The organism is Paenarthrobacter nicotinovorans (assembly GCF_021919345.1).
GTDB classification, from domain to species: Bacteria; Actinomycetota; Actinomycetes; order Actinomycetales; family Micrococcaceae; genus Arthrobacter; species Arthrobacter nicotinovorans.
Genome location: NZ_CP089294.1, coordinates 131,737 through 147,022, shown reverse-complemented (window position 1 = coordinate 147,022; position 15,286 = coordinate 131,737). Strand labels below are relative to the sequence as shown.

At 58.9% G+C, this 15,286-nt stretch carries 11 protein-coding genes; 4 read left to right on the top strand and 7 right to left on the bottom strand.

Annotated features, from left to right (window positions below; translation table 11 throughout):
* Positions 1-18: 18 nt before the first annotated feature.
* Both JMY29_RS20785 and JMY29_RS20780 read right to left on the bottom strand, forming a co-directional pair.
* Positions 19-1,440 carry an APC family permease gene (locus JMY29_RS20785; RefSeq protein WP_189076536.1) on the bottom strand — a complete coding sequence of 474 codons (1,422 nt, stop codon included), beginning with the start codon at positions 1,438-1,440 and terminating at the stop codon, positions 19-21.
* Positions 1,441-1,947: 507 nt separating this feature from the next.
* A complete protein-coding gene (locus JMY29_RS20780) occupies positions 1,948-3,324 on the bottom strand; it encodes an FAD-binding oxidoreductase (protein ID WP_181968447.1) in 1,377 nt (458 codons plus the stop codon).
* 552 nt (positions 3,325-3,876) lie between these two features.
* On the opposite strand from JMY29_RS20780, the gene JMY29_RS20775 reads away from it, so the two are divergent.
* Positions 3,877-5,370, top strand: a complete 1,494-nt coding sequence (locus tag JMY29_RS20775) for an APC family permease (RefSeq protein ID WP_016359480.1) — start codon at positions 3,877-3,879, stop codon at positions 5,368-5,370.
* Positions 5,371-5,635: 265 nt separating this feature from the next.
* Positions 5,636-5,941: an antibiotic biosynthesis monooxygenase family protein gene (locus JMY29_RS20770; protein ID WP_016359479.1), complete on the top strand. Its 306-nt coding sequence runs from the start codon at positions 5,636-5,638 to the stop codon at positions 5,939-5,941.
* Between the two features lie 286 nt (positions 5,942-6,227).
* Here the strand turns inward: JMY29_RS20770 and JMY29_RS20765 are convergent, their stop codons facing one another.
* The gene (locus JMY29_RS20765) at positions 6,228-7,331 is read right to left on the bottom strand and encodes a LacI family DNA-binding transcriptional regulator (protein WP_016359478.1); all 1,104 of its coding nucleotides are present in this window, start codon (positions 7,329-7,331) and stop codon (positions 6,228-6,230) included.
* Positions 7,332-7,464: 133 nt separating this feature from the next.
* Here JMY29_RS20765 and JMY29_RS20760 point away from each other — a divergent pair, with 133 nt between their 5' ends.
* Both JMY29_RS20760 and JMY29_RS20755 read left to right on the top strand, forming a co-directional pair.
* Positions 7,465-8,739 (top strand): MFS transporter, encoded by a 1,275-nt coding sequence (locus tag JMY29_RS20760; RefSeq protein ID WP_016359477.1) that lies wholly within the window; start codon positions 7,465-7,467, stop codon positions 8,737-8,739.
* Between the two features lie 11 nt (positions 8,740-8,750).
* Positions 8,751-10,502, top strand: coding sequence for a glycoside hydrolase family 3 protein (locus JMY29_RS20755; protein WP_016359476.1), 1,752 nt, complete (start codon positions 8,751-8,753; stop codon positions 10,500-10,502).
* A gap of 1,558 nt (positions 10,503-12,060) precedes the next feature.
* Here JMY29_RS20755 and JMY29_RS20750 read toward each other — a convergent pair.
* The 4 genes from JMY29_RS20750 to JMY29_RS20735 are packed head-to-tail and all read right to left on the bottom strand — an operon-like array spanning position 12,061 to position 15,211.
* On the bottom strand, positions 12,061-13,110 hold the full coding sequence (locus JMY29_RS20750) for a sulfate/molybdate ABC transporter ATP-binding protein (RefSeq protein ID WP_016359475.1): 1,050 nt from the start codon (positions 13,108-13,110) through the stop codon (positions 12,061-12,063).
* Entirely contained in the window at positions 13,107-14,018 is a 912-nt protein-coding gene (locus JMY29_RS20745) for an ABC transporter permease (protein WP_233461530.1), read from the bottom strand. Before JMY29_RS20745 ends, JMY29_RS20750 begins: the two co-directional genes overlap by 4 nt.
* Positions 13,945-14,784, bottom strand: a complete 840-nt coding sequence (gene modA, locus JMY29_RS20740; protein ID WP_229778672.1) for a molybdate ABC transporter substrate-binding protein — start codon at positions 14,782-14,784, stop codon at positions 13,945-13,947. The genes JMY29_RS20745 and modA overlap by 74 nt, the downstream gene beginning before the upstream one ends.
* A complete protein-coding gene (locus JMY29_RS20735; RefSeq protein ID WP_016359472.1) occupies positions 14,744-15,211 on the bottom strand; it encodes a molybdenum cofactor biosynthesis protein MoaE in 468 nt (155 codons plus the stop codon). The genes modA and JMY29_RS20735 overlap by 41 nt, the downstream gene beginning before the upstream one ends.
* Between the last annotated feature and the right edge of the window lie 75 nt (positions 15,212-15,286).

The window sequence follows — 15,286 nt, the reverse complement described above, 5'->3', positions numbered from 1 at the left end:
CGTCTTTCTTCGCTCAGACTATTGGGCCGAGTGCCTCTTGTAATCAGCAACTTTAGTTGCCTGGAAGCGCCACCGAACCCAGTAAAACAGGCCGCCGAGAAGAAGTAGGAGGAGGGCGATGAGGATTTCCGTTCCCTGGCCACCGGCGGCAAGACCCGGATTGAATGCGCCGGCTATGAGGATGGTTGCGTTGAAAGCTGTAACCGCGACTGCGACAGGGACCCAGTAACGTCCCAGTTTGATGGGGCGCGGAATGTGAGCGTGAGTTTTGCGCATGATCAGGAAGCCGGCCGTGGCAAGGGTAACGGAAATCATGTAGCCAAGGTTGGCGGCGATAATTATTGCCACTATGTTGCCCACAAAGAAGAGCACAACGAGGTTTACGACCAGCGTGAAGACCAATGCGCCAGACGGAGCACCCCGCCGGTTCGTGTGTGCGAGCTGACTGATGGTCAGCTTCTCTTGGGCAAGGCCCTTGAGAGCGTGGGAGGCATCCGCCGAAGAAGACAAGAGTGCGGCAAAGGTGGCAACAACCAGAATGACCGCTACTACTCCGCCGGCGGGCTCACCGAGCATCTGCGAGTAGAAATTGACACCGAAGTTCACCGGATCGGTGACGACTCCCTGCTCCCCAATCGCGCCGGCGGTGATTATCGGTACAAGTGCGTAGACCAAAATATAAATCATCGCCATGGTCTTGAGCGCACGCTTGACATCACGCACGGGCCGGCGGTACTCGGGGGCAAAAGTGGCGCATAGCTCGCTGCCGTAAATCGACCAAGCACCCACGTACATCCAAACCAGCACGGACACTACGCTGCTTCCTTCGCCGAGAAGATTAAAGCTGAAGCTCGCAGTCGACCATTCAGTGAAGATCACCGGCGGTACGAGCAATCCGGCCAGGACGAAGACCATGGCCGCGGCGACCACCTTATTCAGGTTTACGGTGGCGTTCAGTCCCAAGAGGTTGGCACCCACGGCCGTGATCATAACTGCTGCCGCCAGTATCTGGGGTAGACCTATGGAGGCAATGCCCAGATTAACGTCGAGGTTCGTGGCTGCGGGGAACCATTGCGCTGTGACAATTTGGCCGATCTGCAAAGAAGCCAGAGACAGAGACAGCCCCCAGCCGCACCAATATCCAAACGCGGCAACCGATGCAAGCAATGGAGAGAATTGTTTCCAGGCTTCCGCTGCGAACAGAGCGACCCCACCTGGTTTGCCGGGGAACATTGCAGCCATTTCTGCAAAAAGATAGTTCTGCAACAGTGATACCACGGCAAGCACAATGCACACCACCGCGGCACCCCAAATGCCGAGTGCCCCGGCCGTTGACCCAGCGACGACAAAAACGACGTTCAAGAGGGGTGTACACATAGCAACGGTATCGCGGGCCCGCAGGCCCTTCCGCCCAGGAAGAGTTAGCGAGGACTCAGACATAGGTATCACCTTCTGTATGTAGAGGGGAAAGCTTTTGTTTAGTCAGCTCAAGTGCGACGCGCCCATTCGGCGGCAGGGCTTACCCGCCGCTCACCCGCCTGGAGGCCTGCCGTCAGTCGTAGAAGACAGGATCTGATGCACGGTCCCTTTCACGAGACGAGCCACCAGATCTGTAACGGCGACATCTGCGGCCGGGCTCTCCATGCTTCTAAGGTCAGACGCTGCTCAGATGCCAGAACGCTACAGCTTTTGGTAGCCCGTTCCGTGCAGGCCGTGCCAGGGAAAATGAAGCCTGAACGGCAAAGTTAGCCGGCACCATGGCTTACCTTCAGTGAAGGTCGCTCCTCGCCCTTAAATGATCCCATTAGCGAGGACGTTTCAATGGTGCATGGCCAGCGGTATAACTGCGTTCAGCATCGGAGGAGACGGAATAGTTTTCCCGTAGCTCCCACTTCTTCTTAATCCGTCAAAGCACCCGCAGTCAGTGCAGGGGCTGTGGGGGCTGTTTCAAGATCCCTCGGGATCTATATTGTAGTTGTGACGAAAACGGTTCTCAGGGTCGTATTCACGTTTGACTGCCGCAAGACGACAATAAACTTCCGGCTTATAAACTTCAGCGACCATCTCTGCTGTGACCTCTGAGTTGTTGTTTAGCAGTCCAAACCCAGAAGTCGTCACGCCTGCGCGAAGGAGCGCGGCGTCCAGTTCACGTGCCAACTCGGGGTACTTTTCACTTCCAGGAGCCGCCCCGCTCCATTCCGCCAGGGCCAGCACGCCCATCGCATCGCGATGTCTAGCGGGCGTCCTCTTGGGGTTTCCGAACGGCATTCCCTCGATCTCCAGTTTGACGGAGCCTCCGCTTGCGGGTTCACTAACAAACTTGTCAAGATTGCCTGCAATCGCTTCGGCGAAACGAGCGTTCGGCATCGCGATCTCCCGGTCGATCCAGAGATTGGACATTCCGTCCTCGAAACTGCCCACCTCAGCGTTAAGAGCCACTACCTCGTCATATGATCGGACGGCGATCGAATCGGACACCGTCCGACCCAGACCCCGAAGCCGTGCTATGTCCCGTTCAGCGATATCGAGCCCTCCGAGGTGCCCCACGCATACCGTAACGGAAGGTGCCCTGTTTTCGTCCACGCCGACGAAAACGCTGGGGTAGATGTGATCCGCCATTTCGTTGAGCGCATCAAGGAGGGATGTCAGGAGCCCTGCGAGTTCGCTGACCGAGGGGGCCCAGGTAATGAATCCGGCGAGCATCTTCCTCGGTAGCTCGTAGAGCTGGACCTCGACCTCTGTGACGACACCGAAGTTGGGGCCCGCACCTCTAACCGCCCAGAACAATTCCGGGCGTTCATCATCAGAGCAGTAGATAACGTCACCAGTTGCGGTCACCAGAGTCGCTCCCAAGATATTGTCACTGGCGAGACCATATTTGGGGGTGAGGAAGCCGACGCCCCCATTGAGCGCTAGTCCACAGAACCCGACCTTAGGATGCATGCCGGTGACTGCCGCTAGACCGAATTTGGCCGCCTCCTTCACGAGATCGCCACTGATTACGCCACCCCCGATCCGCGCGCGACTCCCGGCGGTGTCGATGTGGATGCTGTTCATGAGTCTGAGGTCCAAGACGATGCCACCGTCGTTGGTCGCATAGCCATTCGGATTGTGGCCACCGGATCGAACCGAGATCTCCAGGCCGTTGTCACATGCGTAGCGGACGGACTTCGCAACGTCGCCCGCACTCAGACACCGGGCAATTAGCGACGGCCGCTGCAAATGACGGCCGTCCCAAATATTCGCGATGGCATCAAATCCGCTGTCATCAGGGTAAATAACTTCACCTTGAATACTAAGGGGGGTGGCTAGTTTTGATGACACCAATTCCAACTCCTTTGTCTGCTGACAATCAGCATTCTCGTCTTCGAGAGAGTGATCACCCTATTGATACATGGACAGCTGTCCATGTCAATGGGGGTTATTTTTGCGGGACTAGGGGAGGCCGGAACACATCGCTCTTTGTCCCTGACATGGACACTTGTCCTTGTCAAGACCATGTCCAGTCAAAATGATGGAAAAATTTATCCTGCCGTCTATGGCGATTCCTTGCCAAAAAAAAGAAGATCATGAGTCAGCGGCTTCCCTTGGTCTTTGGTGGGGGAGCACGAAAACTTTACGTCAGCGCTTTTTCGCCGTGTAGCGAATGCTGCAGTTATAGAGGGCAGGCATCCAGTTGAACAGAAGCAGGCAGGGCTGCAAAGGGCGGGCGATCTGCTCGCTGGGCATTCAAGGCCGCGGCGCCTAGGCCGGTCTTCCTTCGGGATGCTAATGAGTCATGGAGGACTCCCCGGGAGGATGTGTTGAAGGTAGACGAAAAGGCACTTTCCCAATTCTCGCAGTCGATCACCATCTGCTGTCGAAACCTCGAGCTTTGTGGCCAAACGGCTCCTCGAGCTATTTGAAAGGCGTATTGCATTGCAAGTTTCTTCTTCTGAGAGCCAGCGAGAGGCCGTTGGTCCCCAAACAGGCAGGACGGGGGGTGATATTGCCAACCCTGGCCTGCAGTTAGGGCATTTAACCGGACGTCAGGTGATGGGCCTTTCTATAGCCTCTTTCGTTCCAGCTGTAGGTCTGGCACAAGTGCCGGCATACCTTGCCGCTTACTCCGGGCGGTCCTCGTGGCTGGCGATGGCCGCCTCGGTGGTGGCATTCACCCTCATTGGCCTGTTCATTACCGTGTTCGCCCGACGCTTCATTGGAACCGGGTCGCTTTACTCCTACATTCGCCACGCGTTCGGTTCATGGAGCACCCTCGTCATCGCCGCCGCGATGATCCCGGGCTACATTGTCGCGATCATGTCGCTCATCGTGGGGGTGGGGGTCTTTTTTGGAAGTTTCCTAGTGTCGGTAGGGGTCGCAAACGCGGCGGGACCAGGAATTCAACTGTTGATCTACGTGCTAGCAACATTGGTAGCTATGACCATTGCATATCGGGGGATTGACCTTTCAGTCCGATCCAGCGTTATTCTCACTGTCATCTCCTTGCCGGTGATGCTGGTCATCACGATAGCCACCGCGTTCAGCGGAAACGTCGACTTGGCGGGACAGTTCAGCCTCAACGACTTCACGCTCAACAGTTTCCTCCAGGGCCTGGCGATCGGTTCGGCATACTTCATCGGCTTCGAGGGCAGCGCCGCGCTCGGCGCCGAAACCAAAAACCCCAACCGCAACATCCCCCGCGCGATCATAGTCATTCCCGTCGGCATAGGTCTCTTCTATCTGGCCGGCACGGTGATTCAGGTACCGACCCTTGTTAGTGCAGCCGACAAACTCGCCCTGGGCATCTCCCCCAACGCAGTACTTGCAGAAGCGGCAGGCGTTGGATTTCTGTCCAACGTCAGCGACCTCGTTCTGGCAGTAGCCATCTTCGCCAGCCTTATCGGATTCTTCAACTACGGATCCCGTGTAGTTGCCAGCGCCGCATCCGATGGACTCCTGCCATCTTCACTAGTCAAGGTCAACAAGCTACACAAAAGCCCCGGCGCTGCCATCGCTTTCATCGGGGTTCCCTCATTGATCGGACCAGCCCTGCTGCTTTGGCTTACTCCAGCGAGCCCATTGGAAATCAACGGCTACATCGCGACATTGCTGGTCTATTTCTGGGTGATCCCTTACTTCCTCATTTGTATTGGCGGCGCCATTCTACTGAACCGGACCAAGGGCAGCAGATCTTTCATCGTCAACGTCGGAGCAGCATTAGCCTCAGCAACTGTTTTGTGGCTATACCTCAACGGCATAATAAATCCCGGTCCTGCACCTCTGAACGCACTGCCGTACGTCATGATCGGCACATTCGTGGTCTTTCTCATCGCTTTAGTAGTATCTATCCGTTCCAAAGAGAAGAAACGAGTGCCGGCACAGCGGTAAGAAACTTCGGTAAGGCACCCGCTCTTTCGGCAATGATCGAGGGGACCTGCTCCAAAGTCGAGCGGGTCCCCTCGGTAGACGCATTTTTATGACTGGTGGATGACCAAGGTTGTGGCGCAGCAAAAGGGAAAATTCCGAATCCCTTCGCGGGTCTTACGAAACCGACTCCCTTCTGCGCCACTCTTGTTTCGTTTACAAGCCCGCAACTAACCTTAAGAACCTACTAACCGTTCGTGGTAGAGGTAGATCCTTATAAGGAGGTCGCATGATAACCGTCGTTAGCACTATGCAGCTTGAATCGAACTCAGAGAAGGAGTGGGACCAACTAATCCGCGAGCGCTTCAGATCAGCCCGCGATAGGGCGGGGTGGATCTCCGGTCAGTTGCTCGCCCCCTCTGACGCACCTAACACTCGTGTCATCATCGGGACTTGGAAAAGCCGACAGGACTGGGAGGCTTGGCATGAGGATCCTGCCTTTCTCACGTCGCGGAGAAGGCTTGACGAACTACAGCATATAGACCATCAGACCGCACTGTACGACGTCATAGAGGGCGCCCAGGCCAGCAACTAGTTTTGGCCAACCAAGACCCCAGCCGTATTTTTCCCTCAAATCGGGCCAACCCATTGTCGGGCGGGAATCGGTTCAGAAACAGGATTTCGACGTGCCTGCGATCGTTTGGGTTCCAAGAGTCGACAGGGGGCTAACCATAAGCCACTTTGCGCGTACCGAGACTGCAATATATCTGAGTTCGCGCTTGTCCTAAAGAAGCTAAAAGCCTGCCGCAACACCCTGCGCACTCCGACGTGTCACGACGACCGACGTCTACCGCCGCGAGGCACTCAGTCATACCCTCCGGCTATGCCTGCTGAACCCCGACGGGTTTCGGGTCATTACGTTGTGCCTCAGGTTTTGCTAATCTCTCGGGCTCGTCAGTTGATGATCGTCGGACGAGTTCCGTGACGAACTCGTAGCGGCGGATATCGACGTGTTCGCCTTGAATTTTACGCAGTAGTAACTCAACCGCGTAGCAACCCATCTCTTCGTAGGGCTGCCGGATTGTGGTTAATTGCGGATCGACCAGGATGGCGGCGCGCTCATCGTCAAAACCTACGATCGATACGTCTTCTGGCACTTTCAACCCGTGGGCACGAAGGGTCCGTAGGGCGGCAGCCGCCATAGTGTCTGCAGCGCAGAACATGGCGTCGATTCTGACGCCTGTCGAAAGTTCGGCTTCCAGTTCCCTCCAGTGCTTTCGTGTTTCGTTGAAGGGATCAGTGCAGTCGATAATCAGCGATTCGTCGAAGGCAATTCCGGCCGAATCCAGGGCGTCCCGGTAACCCAGAGTGCGGTGGTCAATGAACAGCCCGTCACCCCAGTTGTCCGTCTCCACTCCGATGTTTGGTCGCAGCAACGCGATCGACCGTCTGCCAAGAGAAATCAGATGCTCGACCGCAAGTCGGGCACCCTCCCGGTTCTGTGCGGAAATCGTCGGAAACCGGACAGTGCGACTTGTATCATCAATTGCGATAGCAGGTAGTGCGATGCGGTCACATGCTTCGCGCACGCCATCTTGATCCGGCACCCCGATTACGATTACGCCGTCGGTGGGTACGTTGGCAAGTGCCTCGACAATCGCGGCGGCTCCACCTTTAGTGCCGGCGACGGGATGGGCCATGAGGTAGTAGCCCACTTCGGCGGCGGCTTTGAATGCAGCACGAACGACCGGCTCCCACCATCCCCACCCTGCATCGGGCACGATGACACTTATCGCCCGGTACTCGCCGGTGCGGAGCGCGCGCGCTGTGGCGGAAGGACGATAACCAAGACTCCGCGCCACTGCCCGTACGCGCTGGCGTGTCGCCTCGCTGACATCCGGATGGTCCCCGAGGGCCCTGGACACGGTGGCTACCCCGACCTCTGCCGCACGTGAGACGTCAGCCAATGTGACTTTACGAGGCATGTACTCCCGATCTTAAAACCTATGGTGCAAGGATCGCTGCGAACGACCCTTTCTAGTATATCGGGAGCGTTTCCGGTAACGTTTCCGGTATCGTTTCCGATCAAGCTACTACTCTCAATGTTGAGGATTATTCATGTCAGTACCAGTTAGCGCTACCGAAACGGGGGCTGCTACGAGCGCACCGCAGCGCGTCAGCCCCATCTTCATAGCAATCTACGTACTCGCGCTGTTCGGCATCTGGATGTCGATTAACTTGCCCGCCTCCGTCACCCTCGCGTTGCGTATCGACGAGCTCGACCCTGAAGGCAAAGCGACGAGCTATTCGATGGCTGCCGGCATTGGCACGTTGACCGCTTTGCTCGCAAACCCCCTTTTCGGACGACTCAGCGACCGGACCCGAAGCAGGTTTGGCCGTAGACGACCCTGGATAGTTGTGGGGCTCAGCGGCACCATTGCCGGGGCCGCTGTCATCGGATTCAGCAACTCAATGCCGCTGCTGCTGCTCGGATGGATCATGATGCAGGCGTTCGTAAACGCCGCCATTGCTGCCTCCCTGGCCATCGTCGCTGACCGCATTCCCGAGAAACAGCAGGGTTTTGTTGGAGCGCTTTCGGGTATGGCCGCTTCTGCGGCAATACTCGTCGGCGTCTTTTTCGTGCAGTGGTTCCCGTCAAATGTGCTGGCCCAGTTCGGTTTGCCGGTTGCGGTCGCAGTGGTGTTCTGCGGGCTGCTGCTCGTACTGTTGCGCGACGACAAGCCAGCAAGGGGGGACATCAGTCCTTTCGGCTTCCGCGAGTTTCTGGGAAGCTTCTACGTGAATCCGCGGAAGTCCCCTGACTTCAGCGCCTTTCTCGTAGCAATGTTCCTCGTTACGTGCGCCTGGGGCGTTGTTTCGACGTACACTGTCTATCTCCTGCAAGACCGGATTGCAGTGCCGGAAGAGGAACTGCCGAGTGTCATCACCCTGGCCTACGTCATCCCTGGCATCCTCGCGGTGATCTTCGCGCCGATAGCAGGCTGGCTCAATGACCGCACGGGCCGCCGGAAGTTGGTCCTGGCGGCGACGGCTGTGCTTATGGCAGCCGGGACCATCCAAATCGCGTTCGCGGAAGGCATCGTGCCTTTCCTAATCGGTGTTTGCATCGTGAGCGGCATCGCCGGCGGAATGCTCTATGGCGGCTACATCGGTCTGGCCGTAGCCACCATGAATGACCCCAACACAGCGGCGCGTGACCTCGGTGTCACCAACATCGCCTTCACGTTGCCCTTCTCGGTCATGCCCTTTATCGCGCCGCTGCTGCTACGTGTCGGCGGGGGAGCTCCAAACTACCCCTTACTACTCTCCGTGGGCGCTGCTCTGACGTTGCTCGGCATCGTGCCCCTCTTCTTCATACGCTCGACCCGCTGATCGGAGCCATTGTGAATGATTATCGTGACCCATCCCTGCCCGTAGAACGCCGGGCAGAAGACCTGCTCAGCCGCATGACAGTCGCTGAAAAAGCGGCCCTGATGTTTCACCCATCAACCACGCCAGGTGATGGTGGCCTACTCGCTGCTGCGGAACTTTACGTTGGCAACATCGGCATCACCCACTTCAATGTACTCGCCGGCGACGACAGTCTCTCCGTTGCGGAATGGCACAATACTCTACAGGAGATTGCCGAGGGAACCCGGCTAGCTATCCCAGTCACCCTCTCGACAGACCCCCGGCATGGCTTCCGTAGTAATCCGTTTACCGGGCAGGCGCTAGGAAGTCTTTCGCGCTGGCCGGAGACCACCGGAATCGCCGCGACTGGAGAACTTACCACCGTCCGCAGTTACGCCGACACTATGCGCCAAGAATTGCTGGCCATGGGAATCCGCGTCTTCCTCGGGCCTATGGCAGATATTTTCAGTGAACCACGGTGGTCACGCGGTTCGGGGACTTTTGGCGAGAACCCCGAACGCGTCTCCGAGCTCACCGCAGCGTTCATTGAGGCCTTGCGGGGAGGGCCCCATCTGGGCCCGCAGTCGGTGGCTGCCGTCGTGAAGCACTTCCCGGGTGCAGGCCCTCAGCTCAAAGGGGACGACGCCCACGATCCGCGATATCCGGAACAGGTGTACCCCGGGGGAATGCAGGACCTGCATCTGGCCCCGTTCCGGCGCGCATTTGCGGCAGGGGCATCGCAGGTTATGACGTACTACGGGAAGCCGATGGGAACATCCTGGGAAGAAGTCGGCTTTGCATTCAATGCCCCTGTTGTACAGAACATCCTGCGAAAGGAACTAGGTTTCGACGGCGTCGTTCTAACAGACTGGAATTTACTTGAGGCAGAGCAGATCGGCGGGCTGTCGTTCGGTCCAAATGGCTGGGGACTTGAGCATCTCGACCCAAAGGAACGCGCTGCCATCGCAATAGACGTCGGCGTGGACCAGTTTGGTGGCGACCGCAACCCAGCCCTTATCGAGGAGCTCATCGACTCCGGCCGCATAACGGAAGAACGCATCGACCAATCAGTGCTGCGGCTCCTGCGTGAGAAATTTCGGCTGGGAGCCTTCGAACACCGGCGTGTGGATCTTGAAAGGACCCTGGAAGTGTGTGGTTCGCCAGTCTTCGTCGAGAGAGGAGTTGTAGCTCAAAAAGATTCGCTGGTGCTGCTCACTGCAGACGAGGCCTTACTGCCCATTAGGCACGGAAGCCGTGTGTATCTTGACGGGTTGTCAGCCCAAAATGTAGGCAACGAGCTAATTGTCGTTGACAATGACGTGGACGCTGAGGCCATTGTGGTGAGGCTTGACGCGCCCTTCGAACCCGGTCGCGGCTCGCTCGGCGACTTCTTCCATGGCGGGACCCTCGAATTTTCCCAGGAGACGGTGGAGCGCATTGACGCTTATGCCAAAAAAGCCCCGGTCTACCTCGCGGTATACCTGGAACGCCCGGCAGTGCTCACCCAATTTATCGGCGTTGCGTCAGCCATTATCGGTGAGTTTGGCTGTAGCGACGAGGTTTTGCTGGATGCACTTACTGGACGTACCGCGTTCAGGGGAAGCCTTCCTTTTGACCTTCCGTCGTCCATGGCCGATATCGAGGCCTCACGGGAAGATGTGCCGTTCGACATGGCGGTTCCGCTCTTCCGCGCCGGCTTTGGACTGAAGCTAAATGCGGGCCTAAACCCCACGTCACTCAGTTAGCCTCTCCCAACCCGTCTAATGCCCGCTAGGCGTTGACGGCAGCACGGCCCTCGCGAAAGGAATCACGCAAGTTTGATTACCCGCCGACCTCACAACGACAAGAAGGATCTACCATGCCGGAGGCCACGAACAACGGTCTTTACCTTCAAAGCAGGGCTTCTGATCCGAGAAGGCAGGATGCCCCAACTGTCCGGAACGAAGATTCAAGGTCTCCAGGAATGCTTGAGGTAACGGTAACCGAGGGTGCCGAAAAGGGGCGAACAGTTGATGCCGCCATCAATCTGGTGGCTCAGGCCGCACAACGCAACGACATGGGGATCTTGGTCACTGATCTTGGAATGGGTCAGTACGTAGTAAGGGCACATCCAGCAGTCCCCGTTGACCTCGTGCGCCATCAGGGATGTGGGGCGTGATCTTTCCAGCCTGCTGACTCCACGGGTACGGTGCTGGAAATGTCGTCAGACCCAGGAGTTCGGTCGAGTGCCTGCAATGATTATTCTTCTCTCGTAGCGGAAGTCGTCCGCTTGGATAGTCACTGTTCGAACTAGCTGGTCACCGATGTATCCAAAAGGGTCCAGGGAAGTTCGCCTCCGGAGTGGAACCAAGCGTTAACAAGTGGCAAAGGCAGGGAGAGAAGCCCCTATTCACCCAACCGGTGACTCGCAAGAATCCATAAATAGCTCACGTAAAAGGCAGATGTGACGAACTCTTGCCACGGCACAGGGTGCTTTCTTCGCCTGCCGCAATGATGCATATCATGCACCTGGCGGGAAGTAAAGGGTTCCTCGACCCTGCCAGAACGACAAATATGACGGACGCGTCTAAAGACGCTCAGCCACGCTGAGGCTATCGTGAATCCATCACTGGTCGAGGGGGCGCGTTCATAGGTTGAGCATTGCCAACCAGAATTTCCCTGTGAAACGCAGGTTCATCAAGAACGCCCTTCAGGGAGGGCCGAAGGAGGATTAGATGACTTCTAACGATACGAAACCAGCAACGTCGTTTCCAGCGCCGTGTGAGGAGGTCTATCTTCCTCGCGGGGGCACAGATCCGGACTTCTACATCCCCGCTGAAGGGGAGCGGAGAGAGCGCCGTTCAATTCGATGGATTCGGAGACACCTGAGGTTTTTCCGTCGAACGTCGGAATCGAGCCGTGCGACTTGAAGAGGTCCGCGGCGCCTCCTTCCTCTCATAGCGGCCATCAATATTCCTTTACGGCAAAAGGGCACTATCACCGTCAGCTGACATCAAAGCCTCCGTCAGGGAGCCGAGAGATCGTTAACAGGCTAAGGGTCATGCACGTGGGGCTTTCATGCGGCGGAGTAACGGGTCCTGCGGCGACCGCGAAGGCAGACCATGAAGTGATCGACTCCGTTCTCTGAAGGCAGTTGTCTGAAACGGAAGGACCAGCAGCCAAGATATAGCCGTACCTTGCCGCGCTTAGTGCCGGTGTTGTGCGCCATTACTCACCGCAGGCGTACTCTCTGGGAGCGTGTCGCCATCGCATAGGAGCAGCACTGTGGCGGGGAGAAGACGGGGCTTTTGCATGTCTTGTGTGCTACGCCGGATAGACGGCTATGGCCGTGGCCTTGATGACGAAGTAGACGATCATCCCGGGCATGAGCCCTAGGTCTGCCGAGGCCGCCGGGGTGATGTCTGCGGACAGGCCGCCTGCGTGGACGCGGATCTGGTCGCCGTGGGGTTCCAGCTCTGTGATGTTCACGGCGAACGAGTTCCGAGGGCTTCCGTGCTTGGCGCTCGGGAAGACCGAAACTGCGGTCGGCGAAAAGACGGCGACGCCGTTCTGGCCGGGGACGGCCCCGTCCTCGGGATGCGCGGTAATGTCCAGTCCGCCGTCGGATGTGAGCCCATAGCCGGTGATGGTTCCGGGGAGCAGGTTCATGCCCGCGAGTCCGGCAGCGAACTTGCTGCGCGGTTTTTCCAGAACCCGGCGGGTGGGGCCTTCCTCGGTGATCCTCCCGCCTTCGAGGACGACGGCCCGGTCGGCGAGCACGAGCGCGTCCAGGACATCGTGCGTGATGATGATGGCACGGCGGTTGCTTAGGACACGCTTCAGAAGGCGACGCAGCATAGGAGCGGCGTGAATATCGAGGGCTGCCATGGGTTCATCGAGCAGCAGCAGCTCGGGGTCCGTAGCCAGGGCACGCGCGATGGCGACGCGCTGCGCCTGGCCCCCTGAGAGCTGGCCGGGCCGCCGATCGGCGAACCCCGCGGCTTCCACTTCTGTAAGCCAGTGCCGTGCCGTCTGCAGAGCTTTGGACCGGTTCGCGCCGGCCGCCCGCGGCCCGAAGGCTACGTTCTCCAGCACGCTCATGTGCGGAAACAGCAGCGGTTCCTGGGCGAGCAGTGCCGTTCCCCGGGTATGAGGCGGCAGGAAGTGGTTAGTGCCTCCGTCGAGCTTGAACAGCCGTTTCCGGCCGAGCATGGCGTTCCCGCTATCCGGGCGGATGAGCCCGGCGAGGATCCCCAGAAGCGTCGACTTGCCTGCCCCGTTGGGACCCAGCACGGCGACTGTTTCCGTGGCCTCCATTGTGAAGGCAACGTTGAAGTTGCGCGCGCGCAGCGAGGCGTTGAAGTCCAGGGTCATTCTGATTCCGCCTCTTCCGCCAGCGGCCGGGGCCGGGGGCGGGAAAGCCCGACGACGGCTACCGCCACCGCCACCAGCAGCAGGGAAAGCGCGACAGCGGCATCGGCGTCCGTTTCGCGCTGAAGATAAATCTCTAACGGCAGGGTGCGGGTGACACCCTGCAGGCTGCCGGCAAAGGTGAGGGTGGCGCCGAATTCGCCCAGACAGCGTGCGAAGGACAGCACGGATCCGGAGGCGATACCGGGCAAGACCAGCGGGATACTGACGCGACGCAGCACCGTCGTGGGATGGGCGCCGAGGGTCGCCGCGACCGCCTCGTACTTGATGCCGGCGGTGCGCAGAGCTCCCTCGAGGCTCACCACCAGGAACGGCAACGCCACGAACGTTTGCGCGAGGACGACGGCGGTGGTGGAGAACGCGATCTGCATCCCCGCTAGTTCCAGGGTTCGCCCGAGCAGGCCCTGGCGGCCAAAAGTATAAAGCAGCGCGATGCCGCCGACGACGGGGGGCAGGACCAGGGGGAGCAACACGAACGCCCGGAGCAGGCGCTGGCCGGGGAAGCTGGCACGGGCCAGGACGAATGCCAGCGGTACCCCGAAGACGATGCACAGCACCGTGCCAGCAGCCGACGTCCGCAGGCTAAGGCCGAGCGCCGTCAGCGAGGATTCCGACGTGATGAGCGGGATGAACTGCCCCCAGTTGATCCTGGCCACCATCGCGGCCAGCGGCAGCAGGACAAACAGCCCTCCTGCTGCCGCGAGGGCGAAAACCCACGGCGGGAAACCGGTGTAGCCGGTGTTCTGCCCGTTTGTCTTGCTGGCTGTCCAGCGTTTCCTAGAGGGCACCGAAACCGGCGTCACCGAGGACCCTCTTGCCTGCGCTGCCGGTGACCATGGCGATGAAGGCATTGGCTAGTTCCTTGTTCTTGCTGCTGCCCATAGCGGCGATCGGATATGTGTTCACGGCCTGGTCCGACTCGCGGAACGTGATGCCCTTGACCCTATCGCCCGCGGTCTTGACATCGGTGACATAGACCAAGCCGGCATCGGCTTCCCCGGAGGTGACCTTGCCTAGGACGTCGGCAACGGAGGATTCCTCGCTGACAGGCATCAATGTCGTTCCGGCAGCCTTTTCCACCTTCCGTGTGGCGGAGCCGCAAGGGACCTGCGGTGCGCAGACAACTACTTTGATGCCCGGCTTCGCCAGGTCCGCGAAGGATGAAATCGATGCCGGGTCCGCTGACGAAACTGCTATCGTCAGGACGTTCGTGGCGAAGTTGGTCGGCGTTCCGTCAATGAGGCCGGCGGCGGAAAGCTCGTCCATGTTCCTACTGTCGGCGGAGGCAAATACGTCGGCCGGAGCGCCTTGGGTGATCTGCGAGACCAGGGCTGAGGACCCAGCGAAGTTCAGCGTAACCTTCGTGCCCGGGTTGGCGGCCTCGAACTTGGAAGCGATCTCGGTGAAGGGCGACTTCAACGACGCGGCGGCGTAAACGGTCACGGAGCTGGCGGCCGCTTTGCGTCCGTCCGTGCTCGCGCTCGGGGCTATGTCCGGGGTGGAGTTAACGCAAGCAGCCAGTCCTGCTGCAACGACGCCTGCGGCCAGCAGCGCGCCGGTGCACAAGCGGAATAAATCAACCTGCGCCACCGGCACCGACCCATTCCACGGTTCCATCGGAAAAGAACTGTTCCTTCCAAATGGGTACCTCTTCCTTGATGCGGTCAACCAGTTCCGAACACACGGCGAATGCCTGTCCCCGGTGTCCGGCGGCTACAGCACAAACGAGTGCCGCTTGCCCAATTTGGAGTGCGCCCACACGATGCGCCGCCCAGATTCGCACGGGAACGCCTTCCTCCGCCTCGTCACTGAACGAGTACTTGGCAGCAACCGCTTCCATTACGTCGCTTAGGGCCTGGTGTGCCGTGGGGTGAGCGGTGTAGCTCAGTCGGTCGACTGCTTTGCCGCCGTCGTGATCGCGCACCACTCCACAAAAACTCACCACTGCTCCAGACGTACGTGAATCCACAGCCGCAATAGCCACGTCGACGGAAATTGGCTGATCGCTGAGCGCGGAATGGACGACGGCAAAGGCTTGCCTCATTGACTGCCCTCCGGTGGCGGATTCCCCGGTACCCCAAGGCTGGTCAGCGCTCATTTCCGTCCTCTCAATAGATGG

What these genes read in the sequence shown, in the direction of transcription:
- JMY29_RS20785 (WP_189076536.1), bottom strand. Translation starts at nt 1,440, where the DNA reads ATGTCTGAGTCCTCGCTAACTCTTCCTGGGCGGAAGGGCCTGCGGGCC.
- JMY29_RS20770 (WP_016359479.1), top strand. Translation starts at nt 5,636, where the DNA reads ATGATAACCGTCGTTAGCACTATGCAGCTTGAATCGAACTCAGAGAAG.
- JMY29_RS20765 (WP_016359478.1), bottom strand. Translation starts at nt 7,331, where the DNA reads ATGCCTCGTAAAGTCACATTGGCTGACGTCTCACGTGCGGCAGAGGTC.
- JMY29_RS20760 (WP_016359477.1), top strand. Translation starts at nt 7,465, where the DNA reads ATGTCAGTACCAGTTAGCGCTACCGAAACGGGGGCTGCTACGAGCGCA.
- JMY29_RS20750 (WP_016359475.1), bottom strand. Translation starts at nt 13,110, where the DNA reads ATGACCCTGGACTTCAACGCCTCGCTGCGCGCGCGCAACTTCAACGTT.
- JMY29_RS20745 (WP_233461530.1), bottom strand. Translation starts at nt 14,018, where the DNA reads ATGCCTTCATCGCCATGGTCACCGGCAGCGCAGGCAAGAGGGTCCTCG.
- modA (WP_229778672.1), bottom strand. Translation starts at nt 14,784, where the DNA reads ATGGAACCGTGGAATGGGTCGGTGCCGGTGGCGCAGGTTGATTTATTC.
- JMY29_RS20735 (WP_016359472.1), bottom strand. Translation starts at nt 15,211, where the DNA reads ATGAGGCAAGCCTTTGCCGTCGTCCATTCCGCGCTCAGCGATCAGCCA.